General features: G+C 61.4%; 22 protein-coding genes. 14 read left to right on the forward strand and 8 right to left on the reverse strand.

The window, feature by feature from the left end:
• The first annotated feature begins 141 nt into the window (after window positions 1-141).
• The 5 genes from eglC (at window position 142) to AC0L3O_RS19825 (ending at window position 7,832) form a co-directional block, all read left to right on the forward strand.
• Window positions 142-1,533 (forward strand): endo-1,3-1,4-beta-glycanase EglC, encoded by a 1,392-nt coding sequence (eglC, locus tag AC0L3O_RS19805; protein ID WP_128172282.1) that lies wholly within the window; start codon window positions 142-144, stop codon window positions 1,531-1,533.
• Between the two features lie 84 nt (window positions 1,534-1,617).
• A complete protein-coding gene (locus AC0L3O_RS19810; RefSeq protein ID WP_473616367.1) occupies window positions 1,618-3,372 on the forward strand; it encodes a type I secretion system permease/ATPase in 1,755 nt (584 codons plus the stop codon).
• Window positions 3,372-4,682, forward strand: coding sequence for an HlyD family type I secretion periplasmic adaptor subunit (locus tag AC0L3O_RS19815; RefSeq protein WP_128245334.1), 1,311 nt, complete (start codon window positions 3,372-3,374; stop codon window positions 4,680-4,682). The genes AC0L3O_RS19810 and AC0L3O_RS19815 overlap by 1 nt, the downstream gene beginning before the upstream one ends.
• Window positions 4,683-4,764: 82 nt before the next feature.
• Complete coding sequence (locus tag AC0L3O_RS19820) at window positions 4,765-5,034, forward strand: hypothetical protein (RefSeq protein WP_128245335.1); 270 nt, start codon at window positions 4,765-4,767, stop codon at window positions 5,032-5,034.
• Window positions 5,035-5,285: 251 nt separating this feature from the next.
• Window positions 5,286-7,832, forward strand: coding sequence for an NAD-dependent epimerase/dehydratase family protein (locus AC0L3O_RS19825; protein WP_473616369.1), 2,547 nt, complete (start codon window positions 5,286-5,288; stop codon window positions 7,830-7,832).
• Window positions 7,833-7,940: 108 nt separating this feature from the next.
• On the opposite strand, the gene AC0L3O_RS19830 is transcribed toward AC0L3O_RS19825, so the two are convergent.
• Window positions 7,941-8,195, reverse strand: a complete 255-nt coding sequence (locus AC0L3O_RS19830) for a DUF982 domain-containing protein (protein WP_023799494.1) — start codon at window positions 8,193-8,195, stop codon at window positions 7,941-7,943.
• A gap of 113 nt (window positions 8,196-8,308) precedes the next feature.
• On the opposite strand from AC0L3O_RS19830, the gene AC0L3O_RS19835 reads away from it, so the two are divergent.
• The 8 genes from AC0L3O_RS19835 (at window position 8,309) to AC0L3O_RS19870 (ending at window position 13,689) form a co-directional block, all read left to right on the forward strand.
• The gene (locus AC0L3O_RS19835) at window positions 8,309-8,833 is read left to right on the forward strand and encodes a metallophosphoesterase family protein (RefSeq protein ID WP_473616370.1); all 525 of its coding nucleotides are present in this window, start codon (window positions 8,309-8,311) and stop codon (window positions 8,831-8,833) included.
• Window positions 8,834-9,335: 502 nt separating this feature from the next.
• Window positions 9,336-10,445, forward strand: coding sequence for a DUF3182 family protein (locus AC0L3O_RS19840; protein ID WP_473616371.1), 1,110 nt, complete (start codon window positions 9,336-9,338; stop codon window positions 10,443-10,445).
• 55 nt (window positions 10,446-10,500) lie between these two features.
• Window positions 10,501-10,905, forward strand: a complete 405-nt coding sequence (locus tag AC0L3O_RS19845; protein ID WP_031255037.1) for a SpoIIAA family protein — start codon at window positions 10,501-10,503, stop codon at window positions 10,903-10,905.
• Between the two features lie 20 nt (window positions 10,906-10,925).
• Entirely contained in the window at window positions 10,926-11,147 is a 222-nt protein-coding gene (locus tag AC0L3O_RS19850; RefSeq protein WP_023799490.1) for a hypothetical protein, read from the forward strand.
• 118 nt (window positions 11,148-11,265) lie between these two features.
• A complete protein-coding gene (locus AC0L3O_RS19855) occupies window positions 11,266-11,439 on the forward strand; it encodes a hypothetical protein (RefSeq protein WP_245277671.1) in 174 nt (57 codons plus the stop codon).
• 188 nt (window positions 11,440-11,627) lie between these two features.
• Window positions 11,628-12,155 carry a YciE/YciF ferroxidase family protein gene (locus AC0L3O_RS19860; protein ID WP_023799488.1) on the forward strand — a complete coding sequence of 176 codons (528 nt, stop codon included), beginning with the start codon at window positions 11,628-11,630 and terminating at the stop codon, window positions 12,153-12,155.
• A gap of 275 nt (window positions 12,156-12,430) precedes the next feature.
• The gene (locus AC0L3O_RS19865) at window positions 12,431-12,982 is read left to right on the forward strand and encodes a hypothetical protein (RefSeq protein ID WP_245277670.1); all 552 of its coding nucleotides are present in this window, start codon (window positions 12,431-12,433) and stop codon (window positions 12,980-12,982) included.
• A 143-nt stretch (window positions 12,983-13,125) separates the two neighbouring features.
• Window positions 13,126-13,689, forward strand: a complete 564-nt coding sequence (locus tag AC0L3O_RS19870) for a sigma-70 family RNA polymerase sigma factor (RefSeq protein ID WP_473616373.1) — start codon at window positions 13,126-13,128, stop codon at window positions 13,687-13,689.
• Here the strand turns inward: AC0L3O_RS19870 and AC0L3O_RS19875 are convergent, their stop codons facing one another.
• Window positions 13,690-13,872, reverse strand: a complete 183-nt coding sequence (locus tag AC0L3O_RS19875; RefSeq protein WP_023801247.1) for a hypothetical protein — start codon at window positions 13,870-13,872, stop codon at window positions 13,690-13,692.
• A gap of 287 nt (window positions 13,873-14,159) precedes the next feature.
• Between AC0L3O_RS19875 and AC0L3O_RS19880 the strand changes: the two genes are divergently transcribed.
• The gene (locus tag AC0L3O_RS19880; RefSeq protein ID WP_027153519.1) at window positions 14,160-14,375 is read left to right on the forward strand and encodes a hypothetical protein; all 216 of its coding nucleotides are present in this window, start codon (window positions 14,160-14,162) and stop codon (window positions 14,373-14,375) included.
• Here AC0L3O_RS19880 and AC0L3O_RS19885 read toward each other — a convergent pair.
• Genes AC0L3O_RS19885 through AC0L3O_RS19910 form a run of 6 tightly spaced genes read right to left on the reverse strand, consistent with a single transcriptional unit; the run spans window position 14,372 to window position 20,008 of the window.
• On the reverse strand, window positions 14,372-15,406 hold the full coding sequence (locus tag AC0L3O_RS19885) for a class I SAM-dependent DNA methyltransferase (RefSeq protein WP_128245341.1): 1,035 nt from the start codon (window positions 15,404-15,406) through the stop codon (window positions 14,372-14,374). The genes AC0L3O_RS19880 and AC0L3O_RS19885 overlap by 4 nt on opposite strands.
• On the reverse strand, window positions 15,403-16,392 hold the full coding sequence (locus tag AC0L3O_RS19890; RefSeq protein WP_128245342.1) for a GNAT family N-acetyltransferase: 990 nt from the start codon (window positions 16,390-16,392) through the stop codon (window positions 15,403-15,405). Before AC0L3O_RS19890 ends, AC0L3O_RS19885 begins: the two co-directional genes overlap by 4 nt.
• 9 nt (window positions 16,393-16,401) lie before the next feature.
• Window positions 16,402-17,466 (reverse strand): glycosyltransferase, encoded by a 1,065-nt coding sequence (locus AC0L3O_RS19895; protein WP_128245343.1) that lies wholly within the window; start codon window positions 17,464-17,466, stop codon window positions 16,402-16,404.
• A complete protein-coding gene (locus tag AC0L3O_RS19900; protein WP_287237164.1) occupies window positions 17,463-18,314 on the reverse strand; it encodes a PIG-L deacetylase family protein in 852 nt (283 codons plus the stop codon). The genes AC0L3O_RS19895 and AC0L3O_RS19900 overlap by 4 nt, the downstream gene beginning before the upstream one ends.
• A gap of 7 nt (window positions 18,315-18,321) precedes the next feature.
• A complete protein-coding gene (locus AC0L3O_RS19905; RefSeq protein WP_473616374.1) occupies window positions 18,322-19,254 on the reverse strand; it encodes a glycoside hydrolase 5 family protein in 933 nt (310 codons plus the stop codon).
• The gene (locus tag AC0L3O_RS19910) at window positions 19,247-20,008 is read right to left on the reverse strand and encodes a TIGR04290 family methyltransferase (RefSeq protein ID WP_473616376.1); all 762 of its coding nucleotides are present in this window, start codon (window positions 20,006-20,008) and stop codon (window positions 19,247-19,249) included. The genes AC0L3O_RS19905 and AC0L3O_RS19910 overlap by 8 nt, the downstream gene beginning before the upstream one ends.
• Between the last annotated feature and the right edge of the window lie 2 nt (window positions 20,009-20,010).

Consider the following 20,010-nt stretch of genomic DNA (forward strand, 5'->3'; position numbering starts at 1 on the left):
TGAAGCTCCCCTGCAAGTGCTCCCACTACGTGATAACCATTTGGTAACCTTCCGAACTGGAAAGTGAAAAAGTACTGGCTACTTTTGCCCTCGATAGATGTTAGGGCTGGTATCGAGCGAGACAAAGGAGAAAGGACCGGGATGGCCACGGTACTGAACGCCAAAGGCGTTCCACTTCCCTACAGCGGATCCTCCGTAAAGTGGTATTCGGCGACGAATTCCGGCCCGACACTTTATGGCAGCACATACAACGACTCGATGTATGGCGACGCTGCCGTCACCGTCACAATGCGTGGCGGCAAGGGCGACGACATCTATTATCTGTATGCCGCGAAAAACAAGGCGGTCGAGCTGTCCGGCGAAGGGGTGGACACCATCTCGACCTGGATGAGCTACAAACTCCCGGCGAATTTCGAGAACCTGACGGTCACTGGCGACAAGCGCTATGCTTTCGGAAACGAGCTGAACAACATCGTTACCGGCGGCTCCGGCCAACAGACGCTCGACGGCTTGCAGGGCGATGACGTGCTCAAGGGCGGATCCGGGGCGGACATTTTCGTCGTCAACCCCGGCAACGGCAGTGACCTGATCCTGGACCTTGGCGCGACGGATACGGTTCGCGTCGGGAGCTACGGCTTCACCTCCTTCGAAGAGGTGCGCGCCAACATGGTCCAGTCGGGAGCCAACGTCCGCCTAAATCTGTCCGACGGCGAGTTTCTCGTCTTCGCCAACAAGACCATCGGCGATTTCACCGCAAGCCAGTTCAAGCTGGCCGTGGACAGGTCTGCCCTGGAACTGACCTTTTCGGACGAGTTCGATACGTTGGACCTGTGGAACGGCTCGAGCGGCACCTGGGATTCGAATTACTGGTGGGGGGCCGAGAACGGCAGCACGCTCACGAGCAACAATGATCTTCAATGGTACATCGACACCGACTACGCCCCGACACGCTCCGTCAATCCGTTCAGCATCGAGGACGGCGTTCTCACCATTACCGCCGCCCGGGCTCCTGAGGCGATCCGTCCCTATATAAATAACTACGAATACACGTCAGGGTTGCTGACGACCTACGAATCCTTCGCGCAGACCTACGGCTATTTTGAAATTCGCGCCGACATGCCCGAAACACAAGGGGCATGGCCGGCCTTCTGGCTTCTCCCGGCGGACGGCTCCTGGCCACCGGAACTGGACGTCATCGAGATGTTCGGTAAAGATCCAAACAAGCTCATCCTGACAGGCCACTCGAACGCGACGGGAACGCATACAACAGTAGGCACGACGGCCTATGCCGCGGATACCGAAGGGTTCCACACGTATGGCGTGCTTTGGACAGAAGACGAACTCGTCTGGTATTTCGACGACGTCGAAGTCGCTCGTGCCGCAACGCCTGCCGACATGCATGACCCGATGTATATGCTGGTGAATATGGGGATCGGTGGCCAGGCGGGAGAGCCCGCCGACGAGCTTGCGACGCCTGCCGAAATGCAGATCGACTACATCCATGCCTATGCGTTGCAAGACTGGGTTATCTGACATTTGACAGATGGACTCGGCACCGACACGTTCGTCATCATTTCGGGCGCGGCCATTGCCGCCTGAGACCGAACTGGAACTGATGTGAAGCCGACGTCGCATCCCATTCCACCCGAGCCGGCGCGAACGACACTCGCGGCGGTTTTGGCTTCCTTCCGGCGAGCGTTGGCCGGAATTGCGTTGATGAGCGGCGTCGTCAATGTCCTGGCGCTGACCGGCTCGTTCTTCATGCTGCAGGTCTATGATCGTGTCATACCCGGCCGCAGCGTGCCGACGCTCGTCGGGCTCGCCGTGTTTGCCGGCACACTTTTCGTTTTTCAGGGCGTTCTCGAACTCATCCGGTCGCGTTTGCTGGTGCGCATCGGGATGGCGCTGGACGCGCGCTTGAGCGGACAGGTCTATGCCGCCCTCATGCGTTTGCCGCTGCGAACCAAGCTCGCAGGCGACGGCCTTCAATCCTTGCGGGATCTTGACCAGGTGCGATCGTTCATGTCGAGTGCCGGTCCGACCGCGCTTTTCGACCTGCCGTGGGTGCCGCTCTATCTCGGAATCTGCTTCCTGTTCCACTTCTGGATCGGCATGACGGCGCTGGCCGGCGTGGTCATTCTGTTCAGCCTGGCATTGCTTGCCGAAATTCGCACGAGAGAGCCCGCCAAAAAGGCAAACAGTCAAGCGGCAGCGCGCAATACACTTGCCGAAGCGACACGTCGCAATGTCGAGGTTCTGCAGGCCATGGGCTTTGGCTCGCGCATCGCCGAGCGCTGGTCAGGGATCAATGCCGGCTATCTCGACACCAATGCAACGGCCAGCGACCTTGCCGGGACGCTCGCAACGATCGCGAAGATCCTGCGCATGATGCTGCAATCGGGCATCCTGGCGATCGGCGCTTATCTGGTCATCCATCAGGAGGCGACCGGCGGCATCATGATCGCAAGTTCGATCATGATGAGCCGGGCGCTCGCACCGATCGAACTGGCTATCGCCCACTGGAAGGGCTTCGTCACCGCCCGCCAGGCCTGGGCCCGGCTGACCCAGCTTTTGGTCCTGCTTCCCGAAACTGCGACAAGTGTCTCGCTGCCTGCTCCGAGATCTGCTCTTTCGGTCGAAAGTATCAGTGTCGCACCGCCGGGTGAGCGCCGTATGGTCGTGCAGGAAGCCACCTTTGCACTTGAAAAGGGCGTCGGCCTCGGCATCGTCGGGCCGAGCGCTTCGGGCAAGTCATCGCTCGTGCGCGCGATTGCCGGCATATGGCTCCCGGTTCGCGGCACCGTCAGGCTGGATGGCGCAACACTCGACCAATGGTCGCCGGAAGAACTGGGCAAGCATGTCGGCTATCTGCCGCAGGATGTGCAACTGTTCGACGGCACCATTGCCGAGAACATCGCGCGCTTCGAGCCGCAAGCGCCTTCCGACAAGATATTGGCGGCTGCGCGCGCGGCCGGCGTTCATGAACTCGTCATCCACCTGCCGGAAGGCTACGAGACGCGCATCGGCGAGGCCGGTTCGGCGCTTTCGGCTGGCCAGAGGCAGCGGGTGGCGCTTGCCCGGGCTCTCTACGGTGACCCGTTTCTGGTTGTTCTCGACGAGCCTAACTCCAACCTCGATGCGGAAGGCGAGGCCGCGTTGACGGTGGCGATTCAAGCTGTTCGCGCTCGAGGCGGTATTGCCATCGTGGTCGCACATCGGCCGAGCGCGCTGGCCAGCCTGGATCAGGTTCTTGTGATGGCGAACGGCCGTGTTCAGGCCTTTGGCCCAAAAAATGAGATCTTGAACAAGATAACCCGCCCAGCGGGCGTTCCCTTGAAAGTCGTTTCCGGACTAGAAGAGACGGCATCCTGATGGCGCAACGCATAGTATTCGCGGCCGATCGCACCATTCGACGCTATCTGCTTGGCGGTGTCGCAACCTGCATCCTGCTGGTTGGGGGGGCGGGGAGCTTGGCTGCCGTCACCGAGATTTCCGGAGCCGTCATCGCTTCGGGAAAGCTGGTTGTCGATTCCAGCGTTAAGAAGGTGCAGCATCCGACGGGTGGCGTTGTCGGTCAAATCTTCGTCCGGGAAGGCGATGCCGTGCAATCGGGCAAGGTCTTGATCCGCCTCGATGAGACCATCACCCGGGCCAATTTGGCGATCGTCTCAAAGAGCCTGGACGAATTCGAGGCGCGGCTGGCTCGCCTTGAGGCCGAGCGCGACGGCAAGGCAAGCATCGTCTTTCCAGCTTCGCTTGTGTCACGCCAGGATACCCCTGAGATTGGTCGGGCGATGGCCGGCGAGCAATCTCTGTTCGAATTTCGCCGACAGGCACGCGCCGGTCAGAAGGCTCAGTTGCAGGAGCGCATTGCGCAGCTTGCCGAAGAGGTTTCCGGCTTGACCGAGCAAAGAGATGCCAAGAGCCAGGAAATCAAGTTGATCGGCTTTGAGCTCGAAGGCATGCGCAGACTTTGGCAACGCAAGCTGGTTTCGATCGATCGTATTACTGCGCTTGAACGCGATGCCGTGCGGCTTAAAGGCGAGCATGGGCAACTGACTGCGGCCATAGCGCAATCGAGGGGTCGTACCTCCGAAATCCGTTTGCAGATCATCCAGATCGACCAGGATTTGCGCAGCGAAGTGGCAAGCGAACTGCGAGACGTCCAGGCAAAGATCTCCGAGTCCGTCGAGCGCAAGGTTTCGGCCGAAGATCAGCTCAAACGCATCGACATACGCAGTCCGCAGAACGGTGTCGTTCATCAGCTCGGCGTGCACACGGTCGGTGGCGTTATATCTCCAGGCGAGCTCATCATGCTGATTGTCCCGGTGACGGACGACCTGACCGTCGAGGCGCGCGTGGCTCCGCAAGACATCGATCAGTTGACGCCAGGGCAAGGCGCGACCCTGCGGCTGTCGGCATTCAATCAGCAAACGACGCCGGAACTGAATGGTGCGGTCAGCAAGATTTCCGCCGACCTCAATGTCGATGAGAAAACAGGCACCGGCTTTTACACCGTGCATGTTGCTTTACCGCGCACAGAGCTTAGCCGGCTCAAGGGCGTGGCCCTGGCGCCAGGCATGCCTGTCGAGGTGTTCTTTTCGACCGGCAACCGCACCATGCTGTCCTATCTCGTGAAACCTTTGGCGGATCAGATCCAGCGAGCTTTCAGGGAGCAGTAGGCTCTCTCTGCGAGCCGACGAGCTGAATTCCGGAACAAGGATGCGATTTTGCCGTTTCGCCTGAAACCGGAAGCGATCCCACATGTCCGAGTTGACGAATGAAGAGATCGAGGGTCGGCTCAATGCCCAGCGAGAGACTCTGGCGCTGATCGTCGCGCTGCTTGCCGGCCCCGACAAGACCTCCGAGCGAATATGGGCCGAACTGGAAGCCCGCTTTCAATTCCAGAACAATCAGGAAGACCCCGGCGCCGTGCCAAGCCGTGCATTCGCCATTGAGAGTGCGACGATGCGGGAGTTCAAGCTGATCTTCGAGGAAGCGCGGGCACGCAAGGCGGAATGGAATGCCGAATAGGCAGGCGGAACAGATCCGTCTCTCCGGATGGATAGCAACAATTTTCCCGACCTGACGCGGAAACATTTCCGCCATGCCGGTGTTACTCACTGAGTGGGGCGCGAGGCGCTTCCTTCTTTGAGGCAATGATGAGCTTCGACAAGACATTGCAGATCGCCCACATCCGGCTGAAAGGAACTGCGGCTAACCGTGATCCGGACCGGCAGGTTGCCGGGCTGAAGTCCAGACGGCTTGGCGAACAGGCCTGAGCTGTGGCGAGTAACGGCACGACCCTTCCGACGGTTCTTGTCACCGGCAGCAGCGGCTTCCTGGGGCAGGCGATCGCGCGAGGCTTGATTGACCGCTACCGCGTCATCGGCCTCGACGTCGCAAAACCCAAGTATGCCCCTGCCGGCATGGAGACGATCGAGATCGATCTCACCTCCGATGAGGGCGTGAGCAGGGCTGTGCAGGTGGCACGGCAGCGCAGCGGCGGCCGCATCGCTTCGGTCGTCCATCTTGCCGCCTATTATGACACGACCGGCGAGGACAACCCCAGATATGACGCCGTCACCGTGCAGGGCACGCGTCGGCTGCTGAAGGCGCTGACGGCGGTCGAGACTGATCAGTTCGTGTTTTCCAGCACGCTTCTCGTCCATGCGCCAAGCCCGGAGAAGGGCGCGAAAATCAATGAGGACTCGCCGCTTGACCCGGCTTGGGCCTACCCAAGATCGAAAGCCGAAACCGAGGCGCTGATTTCGAGGGAGCGCGGCCAGATCAAGACGGTGACCCTGCGGCTCGCCGGCGTCTATGACGAAGACTGCCGGGCGGCCTTTATTGCCCAGCAGATCTCCCGCATCTTCGAGCGCTTGCCGACCGCTTATCTGTTCGCCGGCGATATCACCGCCGGCCAGCCCTATCTGCACAAGGACGATCTCGTTGACGCGGTGGTGCGCACCGTCGACCGGCGTGCCGAACTTCCGGCCGAGACCGTGCTTCTGATCGGCGAAGAAGACACACCGTCATACGAGGAGATGCAGAAGCGCATCGGCCGGCTTATCCATGGCGAGGACTGGCGCACCCTGGCGCTGCCGAAGCAGCTGACGAAGCTGGGCGCGTGGGTGCAGACGGAGGTGCTCGACCAGGACACCGACATCAAACCGTGGATGATCGAGAACTCGGACGATCATTACGAGATCGACATCGCGCGGGCCAAAACCCTGCTGGGCTGGGCGCCCAAACACAATCTGCTGGACACATTGCCGGAGATGATCCGCCGGCTGAAACAGGACCCCACGGACTGGTACGCGACCAACAAGCTCGATCCGCCGGTTGTCGCGGCTTCTGACCCCGAGATCGAGCAGGCCGAAAGGCGCCTCAAGGGACCGCTCGAGCGAAGCAAGGAAGAGGTCGAAGCGGCGATAAAACGGCATCGGTCGAGGACGCTCTGGGCGCCGATGACCAACGCTGCGCTTGGGCTGTGGCTGGTCGCCTCGCCAATGACAATTGGCCTGTTCGATCCCGTCACAGCCGCAATGCCACCCGCTCTGGGGCACGCGGTTGCGGAGCCGCAATTGCGCAACGCAGGCCTCGGCGTCAGCGAGATCGTTTCCGGCCTGCTGGTGACGGCCTTTGCGTTGATGGGCATGTCCCGACGCCGGCGCTGGGTGCAGTGGATCACGGCGTCGCTCGGAGTTTGGGTGATGCTGGCGCCGTTGCTGTTTTGGACGACCAGCGCCGCCGCCTATGCCATCGACACGCTCGTCGGCATGCTGATCGTCGCCTTTGCGGTGATGATCCCGCCGACCCCTGGCATCAGCGGCCGCGCGCTGGCGGCCGACGACGACATTCCGCTGGGCTGGACCTATTCGCCATCGACCTTCACGCAGCGGATTCCGATCGTGGCGCTAGCCTTCGTCGGCCTGTTCGTCTCGCGCTATCTCGCCGCCTTCCAGATGGGCCACGCGGATGGGCTGTGGGATCCGTTCTTCGGCCCCGGTGGCGCGCCGGTGCGCAACGGCAGCGAGGCGGTGGTGACGTCATGGGTCTCGAAGGGTTTTCCAATCGCCGATGCCGGGCTCGGCGCCTTCGCCTATTGCCTCGATATCCTCGCCGGCGCGATCGGCGACCGACGGCGCTGGCGCACCATGCCGTGGATGGTGCTCCTGTTCGGCCTACTGATCGTTCCGCTTGGCGTGGTCAGTGTGTCCTTCATCATCATCCAGCCACCGCTGATTGGCGCGTTGTGCACGCTCTGCATTCTCCAGGCCGCCGTCACGGTGGTGCTGATCCCTTACTCCGTCGACGAGGTGCTGGCGACCATCCAGTATCTCTGGGGCGCGACGAGGGCAGGCGAGCCGTTCTGGCGTACCTTCTGGATGGGCGGACCGGCGCTGTCGGAGAACCAGACGCCCGGCGCCGACCTCGACCGTCCGGTTTTCGAGGTGCTGAAGGACTTTGTCACCGGCGGCGTCAACTTCCCGTGGACGCTGGCAGCAAGCACGCTGCTCGGCGCCTTGCTGATGACCACGCCATTGATCTTCGGCACGCAGCCACCGCTTTACTTCAGCGATCACGTCGTCGGCTGTCTCATTGTCATGGTCGCAGTCATGGCCATGGCCGAAGTGGTCCGGCCGGTGCGCTTCCTCAATGTCGTGCTTGGCGCATGGATCGCGGTGTCCCCCTTCGTGCTTGCCGGCGGTGAAACCCTGGCGATCGTGGCGGACGTTGCGATCGGTCTGGCGCTGATCGTGCTCAGCCTGCCGCGCGGCACGCGCAGCGACCAGCACTATGGCGGTTGGGATCGAGCGATTGTCTGACCGACTCGACTTCAGCACCTGGCGAAGCGAAGCGCGCCGAGTGCCAATCTGCAGGAGCAGGTCAAAGGAAGAGATCGAATGGCCTGAACGAGACTCTGCCTGACGGGGCTAGATTTGTTCGCCGAGCAGGATCCTCGCGTCCTTGGCCGCGACGATGAACGCCTGGCGCGCGACCCTTGGCGGCTTATCGCCGCGGATAACAGCAAGGCAGGCTGCGATTGCAGCCAGACGCGTCTTGGACGCTGGCGTCGGCCAGTCCTTCAGCAGCACTTCAGCCGCATCGGAGACAGACAAAACAACCCTGTCACGATCGATCCGACCGGGTTGAACGACAATTGGCTTTCTGAAACGTCTCGTGCGCACGATACTCTCCAAAGCGAGGAGTATGTTAGCCGCGTCTGATCTTGTTGGCCACCTCAAATGTTAATTGCGGGAAGGCGAGGTTCGGACAACGTCCGCAAAGGCTGTGAACGACCATGATCTATTTCACGGCCGACACACATTTCAGCGATCCCCGCATTCTGCGCATCGATCGCCGCCCGTTCGGCTCGCTGGCCGAACACGATCGAGCGCTGATTTCGCTCTGGAACGAAACGGTCAGCCCGGATGACCAGATCTGGCATCTCGGCGACTTTGCCAGGGGATCAGCCGAATTCGTTGCGTCGCTGCTGTCGTCTCTTCATGGCGAGAAGCATCTGATTGTCGGCAACAACGATGGCGCGGCGACCATAGAGGCTGCGGGTTGGGCCAGCACACAGCATTACAAGGAACTGACGATAGACGGCAGGTTGCTGATCCTTTGCCACTATCCTTTTCGCACCTGGAATCAGATCGGCAAGAAATCGATCAATCTGCATGGCCATTCCCACGGCAGGCTGAGCCCGGTCACGCGCCAGTACGACGCCGGCGTCGACAGCTGGGATTTTCGCCCGGTCACCCTTTCCGCCATCCTTGTAAGCCGACGGCGGCGAACGGTCAGCCGGGATATTCAACGCGAATGATTAAAACGCGGGTCATCCGGCTGTTGCCGTTCCAGTGGCAATTAGCCGAAGAATGCAGCGGCTCAGAATAAAAGCGCTCCGCAGCGATCCTTCGCGCCCCCCTCTGCCCTGCCGGACATCTCCCCCACGAGGGGGGAGATTGGCCTTCATCGCTGATTTCGCCAACCACCAACCGTGCAAAAAAGGGACGCTGTCCGCGAAGCTGCCGATCTCCCCCCGTGTGGGGGAGATGTCCGGCAGGACAGAGGGGGGCGCTGTCCCTCGGCGATCAAAGGTTTTTCTGCACCGCAGCGCGCTCCAAGGTACGGCTGGATACCAGCGTCTGCGCCCGCGCGGCGAGCCTGCCAATCCGGGCTGAACGTTCTGCCATCTAATGCGTTCTCCCGGGGCAGGGCGCGTCGGGACCGCAAACATCGCCGCCCAATGGCCATGACGAGGAAGCACCGGAACGAGCGAGATGACCGAGCACAGAGGCACTCAGAAGAGCCAGCCAAAAGGCACCGTGATCGCATTCTCCGCGCCGGGCTGCGAGCCTCTCTACGCTCACGAGCGGGAAGCCATAGCTGCCGTCGCCCGCACCATTGCCACGCTCAAGGGGCTTGCCTTCCGGCAGGGTCTAGGCCACAGCAGCGGCAATGGCGGGCGCTTGTACTTCGTGCCGGACGACAGCTTGCTTGCCAGCGATGCGGCGCGGCTGGGTATCAACGGGCCGCAAGACCTCTTCGGCGGCGTGGTGCCTTGGCGATTCGCGACCACTAAGGCGATAACCCACGAACTGGTCGACGACCTGGCCGAGCGACCGAAAGAATGGTCAACCGGCTTCGGCAGAACTGTCGCCGCCGCAGTATTGCCTGGCTACACCGTGTTTTCGCGGCACGATGCGCTGCGAGCAGCGCAACGCCTGCTGAGGCATGGGCTGGCCCGGCTCAAGCCACCGCTTGCCTCGCGAGGCCAGGACCAGCACATCGTTCGCACGGTCGCTGACGTCGAGAGACTGCTCGAGCAATACCGCTCCCCCGACTTGGACGAGTGCGGTCTGGTGCTCGAAGCCGACCTTCGTGACGTCGTCACATTGAGTGTTGGCAGAACGGAGATCGACGAAATCATGGTCGCCTACTACGGCACTCAAACGACGACGACCGACAATGCGGGACAATCCGTTTATGGCGGGTCTGATCTCATCGTCGTGCGCGGCGGATGGGAAGCTCTCGAAGACCTTCAGCTTCCCCGCGCACTAGCTTTGGCAATTGCGCAGGCGAGGGCCTATGACGCGGCGATGGCCGAGTGTCCTGGATTTTTCGCCTCGCGGCGCAACTACGATATCGGCCAGGGTGTCGATTCGTCGGGTATCTGGCGATCCGGTGTGCTCGAGGCCAGCTGGCGCATTGGCGGCAGCAGCACTGCCGAGCTTGCGGCAATAAAAATCATGAAGCAGGACCCGGACATCCAACTGGTGCGTGCGTCCGCAGTCAAGACGTTCGGCAATACCAGCCGGCCGCCTGACAACGCGGACGTTCACTTTCAAGGAGAAGACCCCGATGAGGGTCCGATCACGCGCTATACCGTCGTCACGCATGCGACCCGGGAGCCGCCAAAGAAAGCGGCGGATTAGTGTCTAAAAACCCTTAGGACCAGGGAACATCCGTCGGCGGCTTGAGTTGTTCGGCATGATCCCGAAAACCAATCCGAAGGAGGAAAAAGTGATCGAGGTTATTTCTGCTCCTGGGAATGTCGCCGCATTTCGCGTTGCCGGTACCGTGACAGCGGAGGACTACGACAAGATCATCCCGACCATCGAAGAGAAATTGAGCGAACATGAAGAGATCGGCATCCTGGCCGACCTTACCGATCTGGAGGACATGACGGGCGACGCGTTGCGCCGCGATCTGCAGTACGGCTTGAGCAAACTTGGCGAACTCCACCGCTTCCAGCGTGCCGCAGTGGTGTCCGAAAAACAGTGGATCAAGGCAGCTACCGAAATGACGGGCGCACTGTTCCCGCAGATCGAGGCGCGGGTGTTCCCGGCGGACGAAAAGACCCAGGCTCTGGCGTGGGTAGCACGCGTTCAATAGCGGTATCAAGGGGAGCGGCCATGCCAACCATCTACAACAAACGACAGAATTCGGACGGCCTGTGGGAAGTCTATGACGACGAGAGCGAGGAAGCCGTCGTGGTTGACGGCATGCCGCTTTCCGGCCTCGATGAACTCGAAGCCAATGAGGCCATTCGAAAACTCAAGCGGGGTGAGGTGACTTCCGACAACATTCCGCCGACTGCCCAGTCTGGCTGGCCTCCGACCAAAGACGGCATATAATCAATGCAAGCGTCCTGCCCCGGCGCGAGCAGGTTGCAGGGGCCACGTTTCCAGTGCATTCTTGCTGTCGTCGATGACCACACAGTATCTTAACCACCAGTTGGAATGCCCTTATTGCTTGACGATAAGGCTGAGGATTCCGGCCGACGCCGGTCCTGACGACCGGATCCTTTGCGACGACTGTGGCGAATTCCTCGGGACCTGGGACGATCTGCTTACCGATTTTGAGAGGCAGGGCGGCCAGGATGGAGTGTTCCGTCTCGACAAGGGTCGTATCAAGCGGATCGATTGAGCCGATTGCTGGCGAAGCCATTTGCTCGCACCGCCGTCTCGCCAGCGTAAGCCTTGCAGCACCTGCGTGGCCTGAGGCGAAAAATTTCCAGCGGCTCGAATCATCAGGGAACTTGTTGCCGGCCGGCGGGGTTATCGGTCGCCTTCCCAGTTAGGGAGGCTAGCTCCAAACCTCAGCGGGAGACGACCATGGCAACTGCGAAAAAAGCTGCGAAAGCGACAACCAAGGGCCTTGAGGACCTGTTCCTCGACGGGCTGAAAGATCTTTACTACGCCGAAAAGAAAATACTGAGGGCGCTGCCGAAAATGGCCAAAAGCGCGGAGTCGGAAAAAGTGACTGCTGCCTTCGAAAAACATCGCATGGAGACGGAAGTTCACGTCGACCGGCTCGAGGAGGTGTTCGAGAAATTTGGCAAGGCGGCACGCGGCAAGACCTGCCCGGCGATCGACGGCATCATTGAAGAAGGCTCCGAGATCCTCGAAGACTATGACGGTGCTCCTGCGCTCGATGCCGGACTGGTCGCAGCGGCGCAAGCCGTCGAACATTACGAGATCGCCCGGTACGGCACTCTTGTCGCCTGGGCGGAACAGATGGGAAAGGCCGATGTCGCCGCCCTTCTCAAGGCAACGCTCAAGGAAGAGGTCGCGACAGACGAAGCGCTGACCGGGTTGGGCGAGGGTGGTGTCAACCAACGTGCCCTCCAAGCCGCCGCCTGATTCCTGGTGGTGACAGGCTTGCGGAGCCGAGGCGAAGATCGCCAGGCTCCGCTCGCAAGATGCAGGTAGTGCCTTGCCGTCCGGGATTCTTGAACCGGCGTGGCCGACTGCCATTACCAGGCTTGAATTAGCTTGAGCCGGAATCTTCAAGAAGACCAATGGGTTAAAAGACATTACGCAAATGTCAGGTGAGAGAGCCCGCTATCGTTGGCGTTGGCGTTCGGCATGGCGTTGAGTGGCCGAGCGACCCGTTTAGCGAGCCCGGTCGCGGGTGATTGGAACATCTGCCGACCAACGCCGTTGATATGCTCGGCAGGCGAAAGGGGCTGCATATGTCAAAACTTCAGGCGGTGACTCCAGAGCATCTGCAGCGGCTCAAGCTCGAGGCGTCTGCTTATTTTGGTCCGAAAGTGCTCCACGAAGCATTGTTGCGTCTTTGCCAGGCTTGCGGACGCGATAGCCTTGACCGGTTCGAGAAGACCATGGTCGATAAGATCGAGGCAATGCGCGATGAGAAGGCCGATTTCGAGACAATGAAGGAATTTGCCATCGAACAGCTTTACGCCTGCGTTCGCGAGGTCAGTAGTTCGCCTGACATGAAACAGCCGCTGGAGGGAGCAGAAGCCCGAAGGACGCCTGGTCGGTCGGAAGAGCCGAAGACCCTGGAAGACCAGTTGCAGGCCGGGCTCGAGGATTCTTTTCCCGCGAGCGACCCGCCGGCGGTGGTGTCCACAGCGATATCCGGCGGGGCGAAAAAGCTGGTCGGGACTGACGAAGTCCTGAAAAAGCAGCGGGAAGAGGCGGCCAAGAACAACGACCGGTCATAGACGGCCGCCCGCCCAATCCGAGATTTTCCAGAACCTTATTTCGATGTCCGGAACGATCCAAACCTTCATGCATTTAGCTAGGGTCTGCGTTCATCAACTCTTTCTTGCTGGGAGCTGGACCATTGTCCTCCAGGGGCTACCCCTTGGCCAACCAGGAAACGGATGACGTTTCCATCGTTGACCTGATACCTGCCTTGCGAGCCTTCGCCCGCACCTTCTGCCGGGTTCCCGACGATGCCGACGACCTGGTCCAGGAGACATTGACCAAAGGGCTCGCCAACATCGAGAAGTTCGAGCCCGGAACGCGTATGAAGTCATGGCTCTTCACCATCATGCGCAATAGCTATTATACGCGCATCAAGGCCGCCGACAGGGAAAAGCCGGGCCTGCTTGACTGCGCCTCCGCAATCCCGATTACGGAAGCGACGCAGGAGTGGTCCGTTCAGAGCAAGGAAGTCGCCAACGCGGTCCAGAGGTTGCCGGAGCATCAGCGCGAGGTCTTGATGCTGATCGGGGTCCTTGGCGTCAGCTATGAAGAAACTGCCGAAATATGCGGTTGCGCGGTTGGAACGGTAAAAAGCCGCCTTAACCGAGCGCGTGCCAGCGTGCTGGAATACCTCGGCGAAAGTTCCTTGCAGACATTGGTGGAACGACGCAATCACCTGTCAGCAGCACAGGGAAACTTCGCAGTCGACAGGCGCCGATAGCTAGTCCTGTTTCTTTGCTTTGCATCGACGCTTCTCGACAAGCGCATTCTGCAATTGAACCGCAAGGTCGGTCAGCTGGTCGGGGACCTTTTCCTGCTCGATAGCAGTCAGCAGAGATGCAATCTTCCGGTCTATTGCCAGCCGGAGTTTCGGGCTGATGCTATCGTCGCTCGAGCGAGACATAGTGTTCTCTTAACGAATCAGTCCCTTCACCAGTGTGGTGACGGCAATCAGAGTTTGCAAGGATTCGCGCGTCCTCACAGTCAGCGCCGTCCCTTGCACAGCCCGTCCCTTGCACAGCCCGTCCCTTGCACAGCATTGTGTATCGAAGCTGCTGGTCTCGTCGGGGAAGCCTATGCTTTCCCCTCGGGTCCTCCCGGCGCTGTTGCCGGGTGCGCTCGACATTTCGACTCTCGTGACCTCGACTGGCCACTGGTCATGATTGGCGTTTGCGGTTGCAGCAGTCAGTCTTGGGAGAGACGATCTGCGGCGTGATACTGATCGGAGTTGATCCGATTGCCATCGAGCCGGCGTTGCTCGGTGTGCTGCTTCCCAGGCTCTGCTGGACAAAGCAAAGCCGCGTTTCCTTGACCTTGTCCTTGGCCAAATCGGTCATCGCGCCGGCCGCCGGAGCCTTTATCTTGACGGCAGAGGTGATGTCTATCTTGCCGCCGGATGCCTTCTAGTCCTCCTTCGGATTGTCGGCACTCACAGGTGCCCTGTCTGTGTGGTGCGCCTGTCTCTTTGACGCCCTCGTCTCTTTGACGCCCGAACAATCATTGCGCCGTAATGTTCCCTCGGATGCCACAAGAAGAAAGGCATTGCCGTCCCACAGCCGGAACGGCTTCGCGCCGTCAGCCACGACCTGCATGCCATGGGCTTCGGCGAGGCGGTGAACATCGGCACGATCCAGCGCCGTCGATCCGCGATAGGAGTAATTCAGAAGTGCTGCCACGCCTGACGGTTTCAGAACACGCGCAATTTCCTCGAAATACCGCTCCGCCAGGCCAGCCAGCACCAGGTAGGGGAAGCTGTCGACAGCCAGCACGCAATCGAAGCTTGCGTTGGTAAAATCGGCGAGATCGAGACCAAAGGTCGGCCGCAGATCCACATTGCGCAGCCCGGCACATCGCCGACGAGCGACCGAAATCATCTCCAGGGATATGTCGATGCCGACGATCCGGTGCGCGGCATCCGAGAGTGCGCTTTCGAAGCGGCCGATGCCACAACCAATGTCCAGTATGTCCTGGTCGGGGCCGCTGAAGCCTTGCCGCTGCAACCATGCGACGATCTCGTCGGTGGCGGCGGTGAGTTTCTCCTCGTCTCCCAGCGAAGACAGTTGAACGCTCGCCGCCTGGGAAATCGTCGCCGCGGCATCAAAGCCGGCGGCCAGCCGCCTGACGACCGCGGCGTCAGTTTCCCATTCATCGCGTTCGTGGCGGACGGCGGCACCTGTTTGGCGCAGCGTGGTGAAGATGTCAGGCCTGTGACGAAGCAGATCGGCGATCCGCTCCAGTCTGTCGCGTTTTCGCAGGTCGGCTGAACGCATCTCCAGCGCCACATCGGCCAATTCTGCGGCATCGACCCCGGTCTCGAAGCGCAGCGCCAGTCTGGCAATGATGGCGTCGACGCAGGCGCCGTCGGCCAGGCACTCCTCGATCAGCATTTTTGCGGTCGATGCCGCCTGGGGCGATGGCTTTCGTCCGGTGGCGCTCATCGAGCCATGCTCCGCGTCCAGACCTTTCGCATTGTCCATTGGTCGACGGCCCCCCAGCCATACTTGTAGCTCTCCTGGCCGCGCAGAAAATCGAACTCCCGCGCCCCTTCACGAGCCGCTTCGGCAATCGCGTGACCGATCAGGATTGCGCCGGGACTTTCCTCGGCATAGGCCGGATCAAAACCGCCAAGGTAGGCGTAGGCGCGGTGGCGATGATGAAATCCGTAATAGGCGCCGACGACCGCATCGTCGATGGCAACAAGCCAGCATCGGACAAGACCCTGTGCGGCAAGCATGGGAAGCGCCTGCCGATGGAATTCTTCTGCAGCCGGATCGGCCAGGACGCCGTCGCCGCGCCCGGCCCAACGCGCGCCGTGAAGGCGGATCAGGTGATCGAAAAACGCTTTGAAATCGGCCTGCGCCGGTATGATGGAGACGCAGCCGCGCCGGCGTGCGGCATTGTGCGCGCGGCGCAACTGTCGTCTTCGCCGCGCCGGAATGCAGACCGCGAGCGCATCGTCGCCAGCGATCGGCAGCACGGGACAAGCGGCGTGGTCGACGAGTTGATCCGCCTCCAGCGCAGGGTGCGCGATAGTGAGACCGGCAGCACCGGCCGGCAGGTCCGGTAAGATCCATTGCGACCAATTGATCGCCAGAACCCGGTCGGCGATGACGGCGGCGACAGCCGCTTCGATGCCGGGGCAACACAGGACATCCAGGTAGTCGCTCAACGAAATCCCAACCGGAAGCAGTCTCGACCCGCAAGTTGCGTGTTCCAGGTAAAGCGGTGCCAATCCCACCAGATCGTCGCCTCGCCAGACGGCGATCGTCGCCAGCTCTCCGGGCGCGAATGCGCGCCACCACGGCACCAGCCAGGCGGGGCTTTGGAACGGCGTCGCTGTCCGGCTGTGCGCCCACAGCTCCCGCCAGCGCGGCGCCAGCGCCTCAAAGGCGGCCGGATCGTCGATGATCTCGGAGCGGAGCATGAAAGCCGCTCACTGCACCGCCGCCAGGCGCCTGCGGCCGGCACCAAGCCCTGCCAGCGCCTGGTAGGCGTCCATGTAAGACGAAATCATTTGGTCGAGCGAAAAGCGCCGCCGCGCCTCGGCCCGGCATGTCTCGGCATTCAGGCCGGAGGCTGCGACGATGGCCTCCGCCATCTCATGGATGTCGTTGACCAGAAAGCCCGTCTTGCCGTGTTCGACCACATCCGGCAGCGCACCGTTTGGAAAGGCGACGACCGGCGTGCCGCAGGCGAGAGCCTCCATCGCGACAAGCGAGCTGGTTTCCGCGGCAAGGCTGGGAATGACCAGGCAGCGGGCGGCGTTGAGAAAGTGCCGCTTCGCGACGAAGCCGAGCGGACCGAGGAAGCGGCGGCGCTGGTCGAGGCGCGGCTGGACTTCGTCACGAAAGTACAGCGTGTGCGTTTCGTAAGGGTAGACCTTGCCGCCGATGATCAGCCGCACGCCAGCCTGTTTGGCCGCGTCCAGTGCCAGGTGGATGCCCTTTTCCGGGCAAATGCGGCTGAGCACCAGCGCGAAGTTGCGCTTGAACTGCCGACCGCTCAGCGCAGCGATATCCACGCCGTTTGGAATGGGTGCCAGCAGCCTGGCACCCGGCGGCGCGGTCCTCTGTTGGGCCATCGAGACGGCGTGAAGCCATAGATCGTCGCGGACCGTGCGCAAGGCATCGGCGGGATACCAGTCGAGCGGCAGGTGCAGGCTTACCAGGGTCGGGCCATCATCAGGCAGATAGGCATCAAAATCGATGCCGTGCAGATGAACCACGTCGATCGGCCAACGGGCGCGTGCGACTTCTATCGCGGTGCGGTGAGAGCGCTGTGCCCGTTTCTTCGCCGCATCGTCGAGCACACCTGGTTCAGCAGGCGTCTCGATGAGCACGCCCGCCGCTTTCGAGCCCTGGCAACCGATCACGATGGAAGCGTGTCCCGCGCGCACGAGTGCCTGGTCGAGCATCGACAGCACCTGCTCGGCACCGCCAACCGCATCCGGGCCGACTGGCGCGAGAGGGTAGGCGACGTTCAGGACGGTGAGGGTCATGGCCGGTCGAGCCCAAGCTCCTCATGCGCAGCGGCCGCGGCGTGAAGCCAAACCGCCGGCTCGAAGCCGAGCGGCAGCGCCTCGTAATAAAGCCTGCCGCTGTTCGGCAGCGCCAGGAAATCATAGGCAGGCGCCACCCGGAAACGTTCGATGCGCGCCGTGAACGGCGCCAGCGTCCGTTGCTGTGTCCGGTGGCAGGCCAGCATGCACTGCTTCCGTTCGAAAGCCGCTTCCGTAAGGTGCAATTCGATGCGCTCGCTGCCGGAATGACTGTTGAAATCCTGAAGGACCGCACCCTCAGGCCCGGCCGAATAGAACGCCATTTCGATGATGGCCGGTGCCTGGCGTCCGTCGCGGCGCAGCAAATGGCAGGCCGCATGGACGGCAAAGGCGGTCGCGTCATGATCGGGGTGACCACCTTCATAAGGATGCGTGCAGACGAAGCTGACATCGCGCTCGGCCAAAAGGCCGGTCAGTTCCCGTGCGAGCGAGCCAAGATTTCCGGCGGCCTGCTTGTCGGGATAACCGAGGCTGATCAGGGCCGTCGATGGCAATCCCGCTGCCGCCAGCACCGCCTCCAACTCCCGATGGCGGGCCTCGGCATAGTCCTGCCACGTCTCGAAGCCGTATGCTCGCGCGTCTTCAAGGTCTCGCGGCGCGCCATCGGTGACATGAACGACGCGAGATCCGCGCAAGCCGGCAAGATGCCCGCCGATGCCGATGGTTTCGTCGTCCGGATGCGCGACAACGATCATGATCTCAGCACCGTCTGAGCGGTGCGGAGCAGCACCTAGCAACAAGGCCGCGAATTCGGCAAGCGGTCCGGACCTGTCAGCTGCGTGTTGCATAACACACTCATGCTGCCGAAGCCCGCACCGCTCTGACCGGCGAGGCAGCGATGGCGGGAGCATAGCGGCGGGTCATCGTCGCGCAAAACTCCGCAAATTCCTCCGGCACCAGCGGCGGACTGGTGTGATGCGGCATCACTCCGCGGTGCTCCGGCGTGAAGCAGAAGGTGATGGTCACGTCGAAATCGGCAAGTGCTTCCATCTGCCGGTCGTACCAATCCAGCGCATTCGGCCTGAAACTGTCGGCCCAGGAAAGCCCGGTGCGCAGATTGGTGACGCCCAGCCGTTTCATCCAGGCGACGGCGTCGTCCAGCCGGGGATCTTCAAAGTGGAACCATTGCACCAGCCCCATCCCGGGTAAGTAACGCAGGAATTCTTCGAGCGCGGGTTTGGGCGTGCCATCTTCGCGGAGCAGGCCCATGTAGAAGTGGCGATAGTAGGAGGAGCCTTCGGCCTCGCGATGACGCGTCGTTGCCCCCCATTCGCGCGGAAGATCGTAGAGGCTGTACCATTGCACGCGCGAGGCATTGCCGAGCAGCAGTTCGGCGCTCCGACGCAAACCCCAGAGCTGCACCTCCTCCGCCCCGAAGCTCGACACGCCAACTTCGCTGACCCATACGGGAAGATCGGTAACGGTCGAAATCTCGCCGATCTTCTGCGGCCATTCCTGAATCTGCCAGAGATTCCAGTCGAGTGGGAAACCATGCACACCGACGGCATCGACATGATCGAGCACCCCGTATTGCTTCATGAGCGCCATGAAATCGGCATCGATCGGCGAAATGCCGCCCAGTATCCTGGTCACGGCCGGGTTTGCCGATGCGATCGCATCGGCGGCCAGTATTGCCATGTTGGCGAAGCGGCCCCAGTCGGGGTCGAGTTCGGGATCCCAATGGGATTTGTTGTTCGGCTCGTTCCAGATCATCGCGGCTTCAATCATGAAGTGGTCCTTTCGACGGGTAGACGGCGCCGCCGCAGGCCGGCTCACCGGCGGCGCGGCAGAAATAAACCTCTTGCTCCGGGTGCAGCACGATCTCGAAGCCGGCGCTGCGCAGCATCGCCTCTGTGCAGGCGCGATTGGGAATCCACCAGTTGGTCGGGTCGTCGGCATAGCGATGCTCGACGAAATGCAGCTTCGGAAACTCCGGCCGGTCGAACAGATCGTGGGTCCAGAAAGGATAATTCTCATCGAGTACAGGCAGTTCGATGCTGCCGCGCTGCATGGACTGGAAGATCATCAGGTCGCCGGCAACGTGCTCCCGGATCAGATCGAGAGCGAGCAGCGGGTGGCGCAGGTGATAAAGCACGCCCATGAACAGGACGATGTCGAATTTCTCCCGCAGGGCGCCAACGTCGTAGACCGAAAGCTGCTGGAATTCGATGTCGCAGTCAGCGATTTCGGCGGCGAAGCGCGCCTGCGCCAGATAGGCTTCATCGAAGTCGATGCCGAGGACGCGGCCGGCGCCGCGTCGCTTCATTTCGATCGAGTAGAAGCCGGCGTTGCAGCCTATGTCGAGCACGGCCTTGCCGGACAGATCGGCAGGAATGGCGTCGGCGAACTTGCGCCATTTGATCAGCGGATAATTGCCGAGGAAATGGTCGGGGGCCGTTTCGACGCCCGCCAGTTCCATGTTGTGGAACCACGGGCCAAGGGCATCGATGCGGCGGCGGATTTCGGCGTTCGAATGCAGCATGG

This window comes from Mesorhizobium sp. WSM4810 (assembly GCF_055811235.1).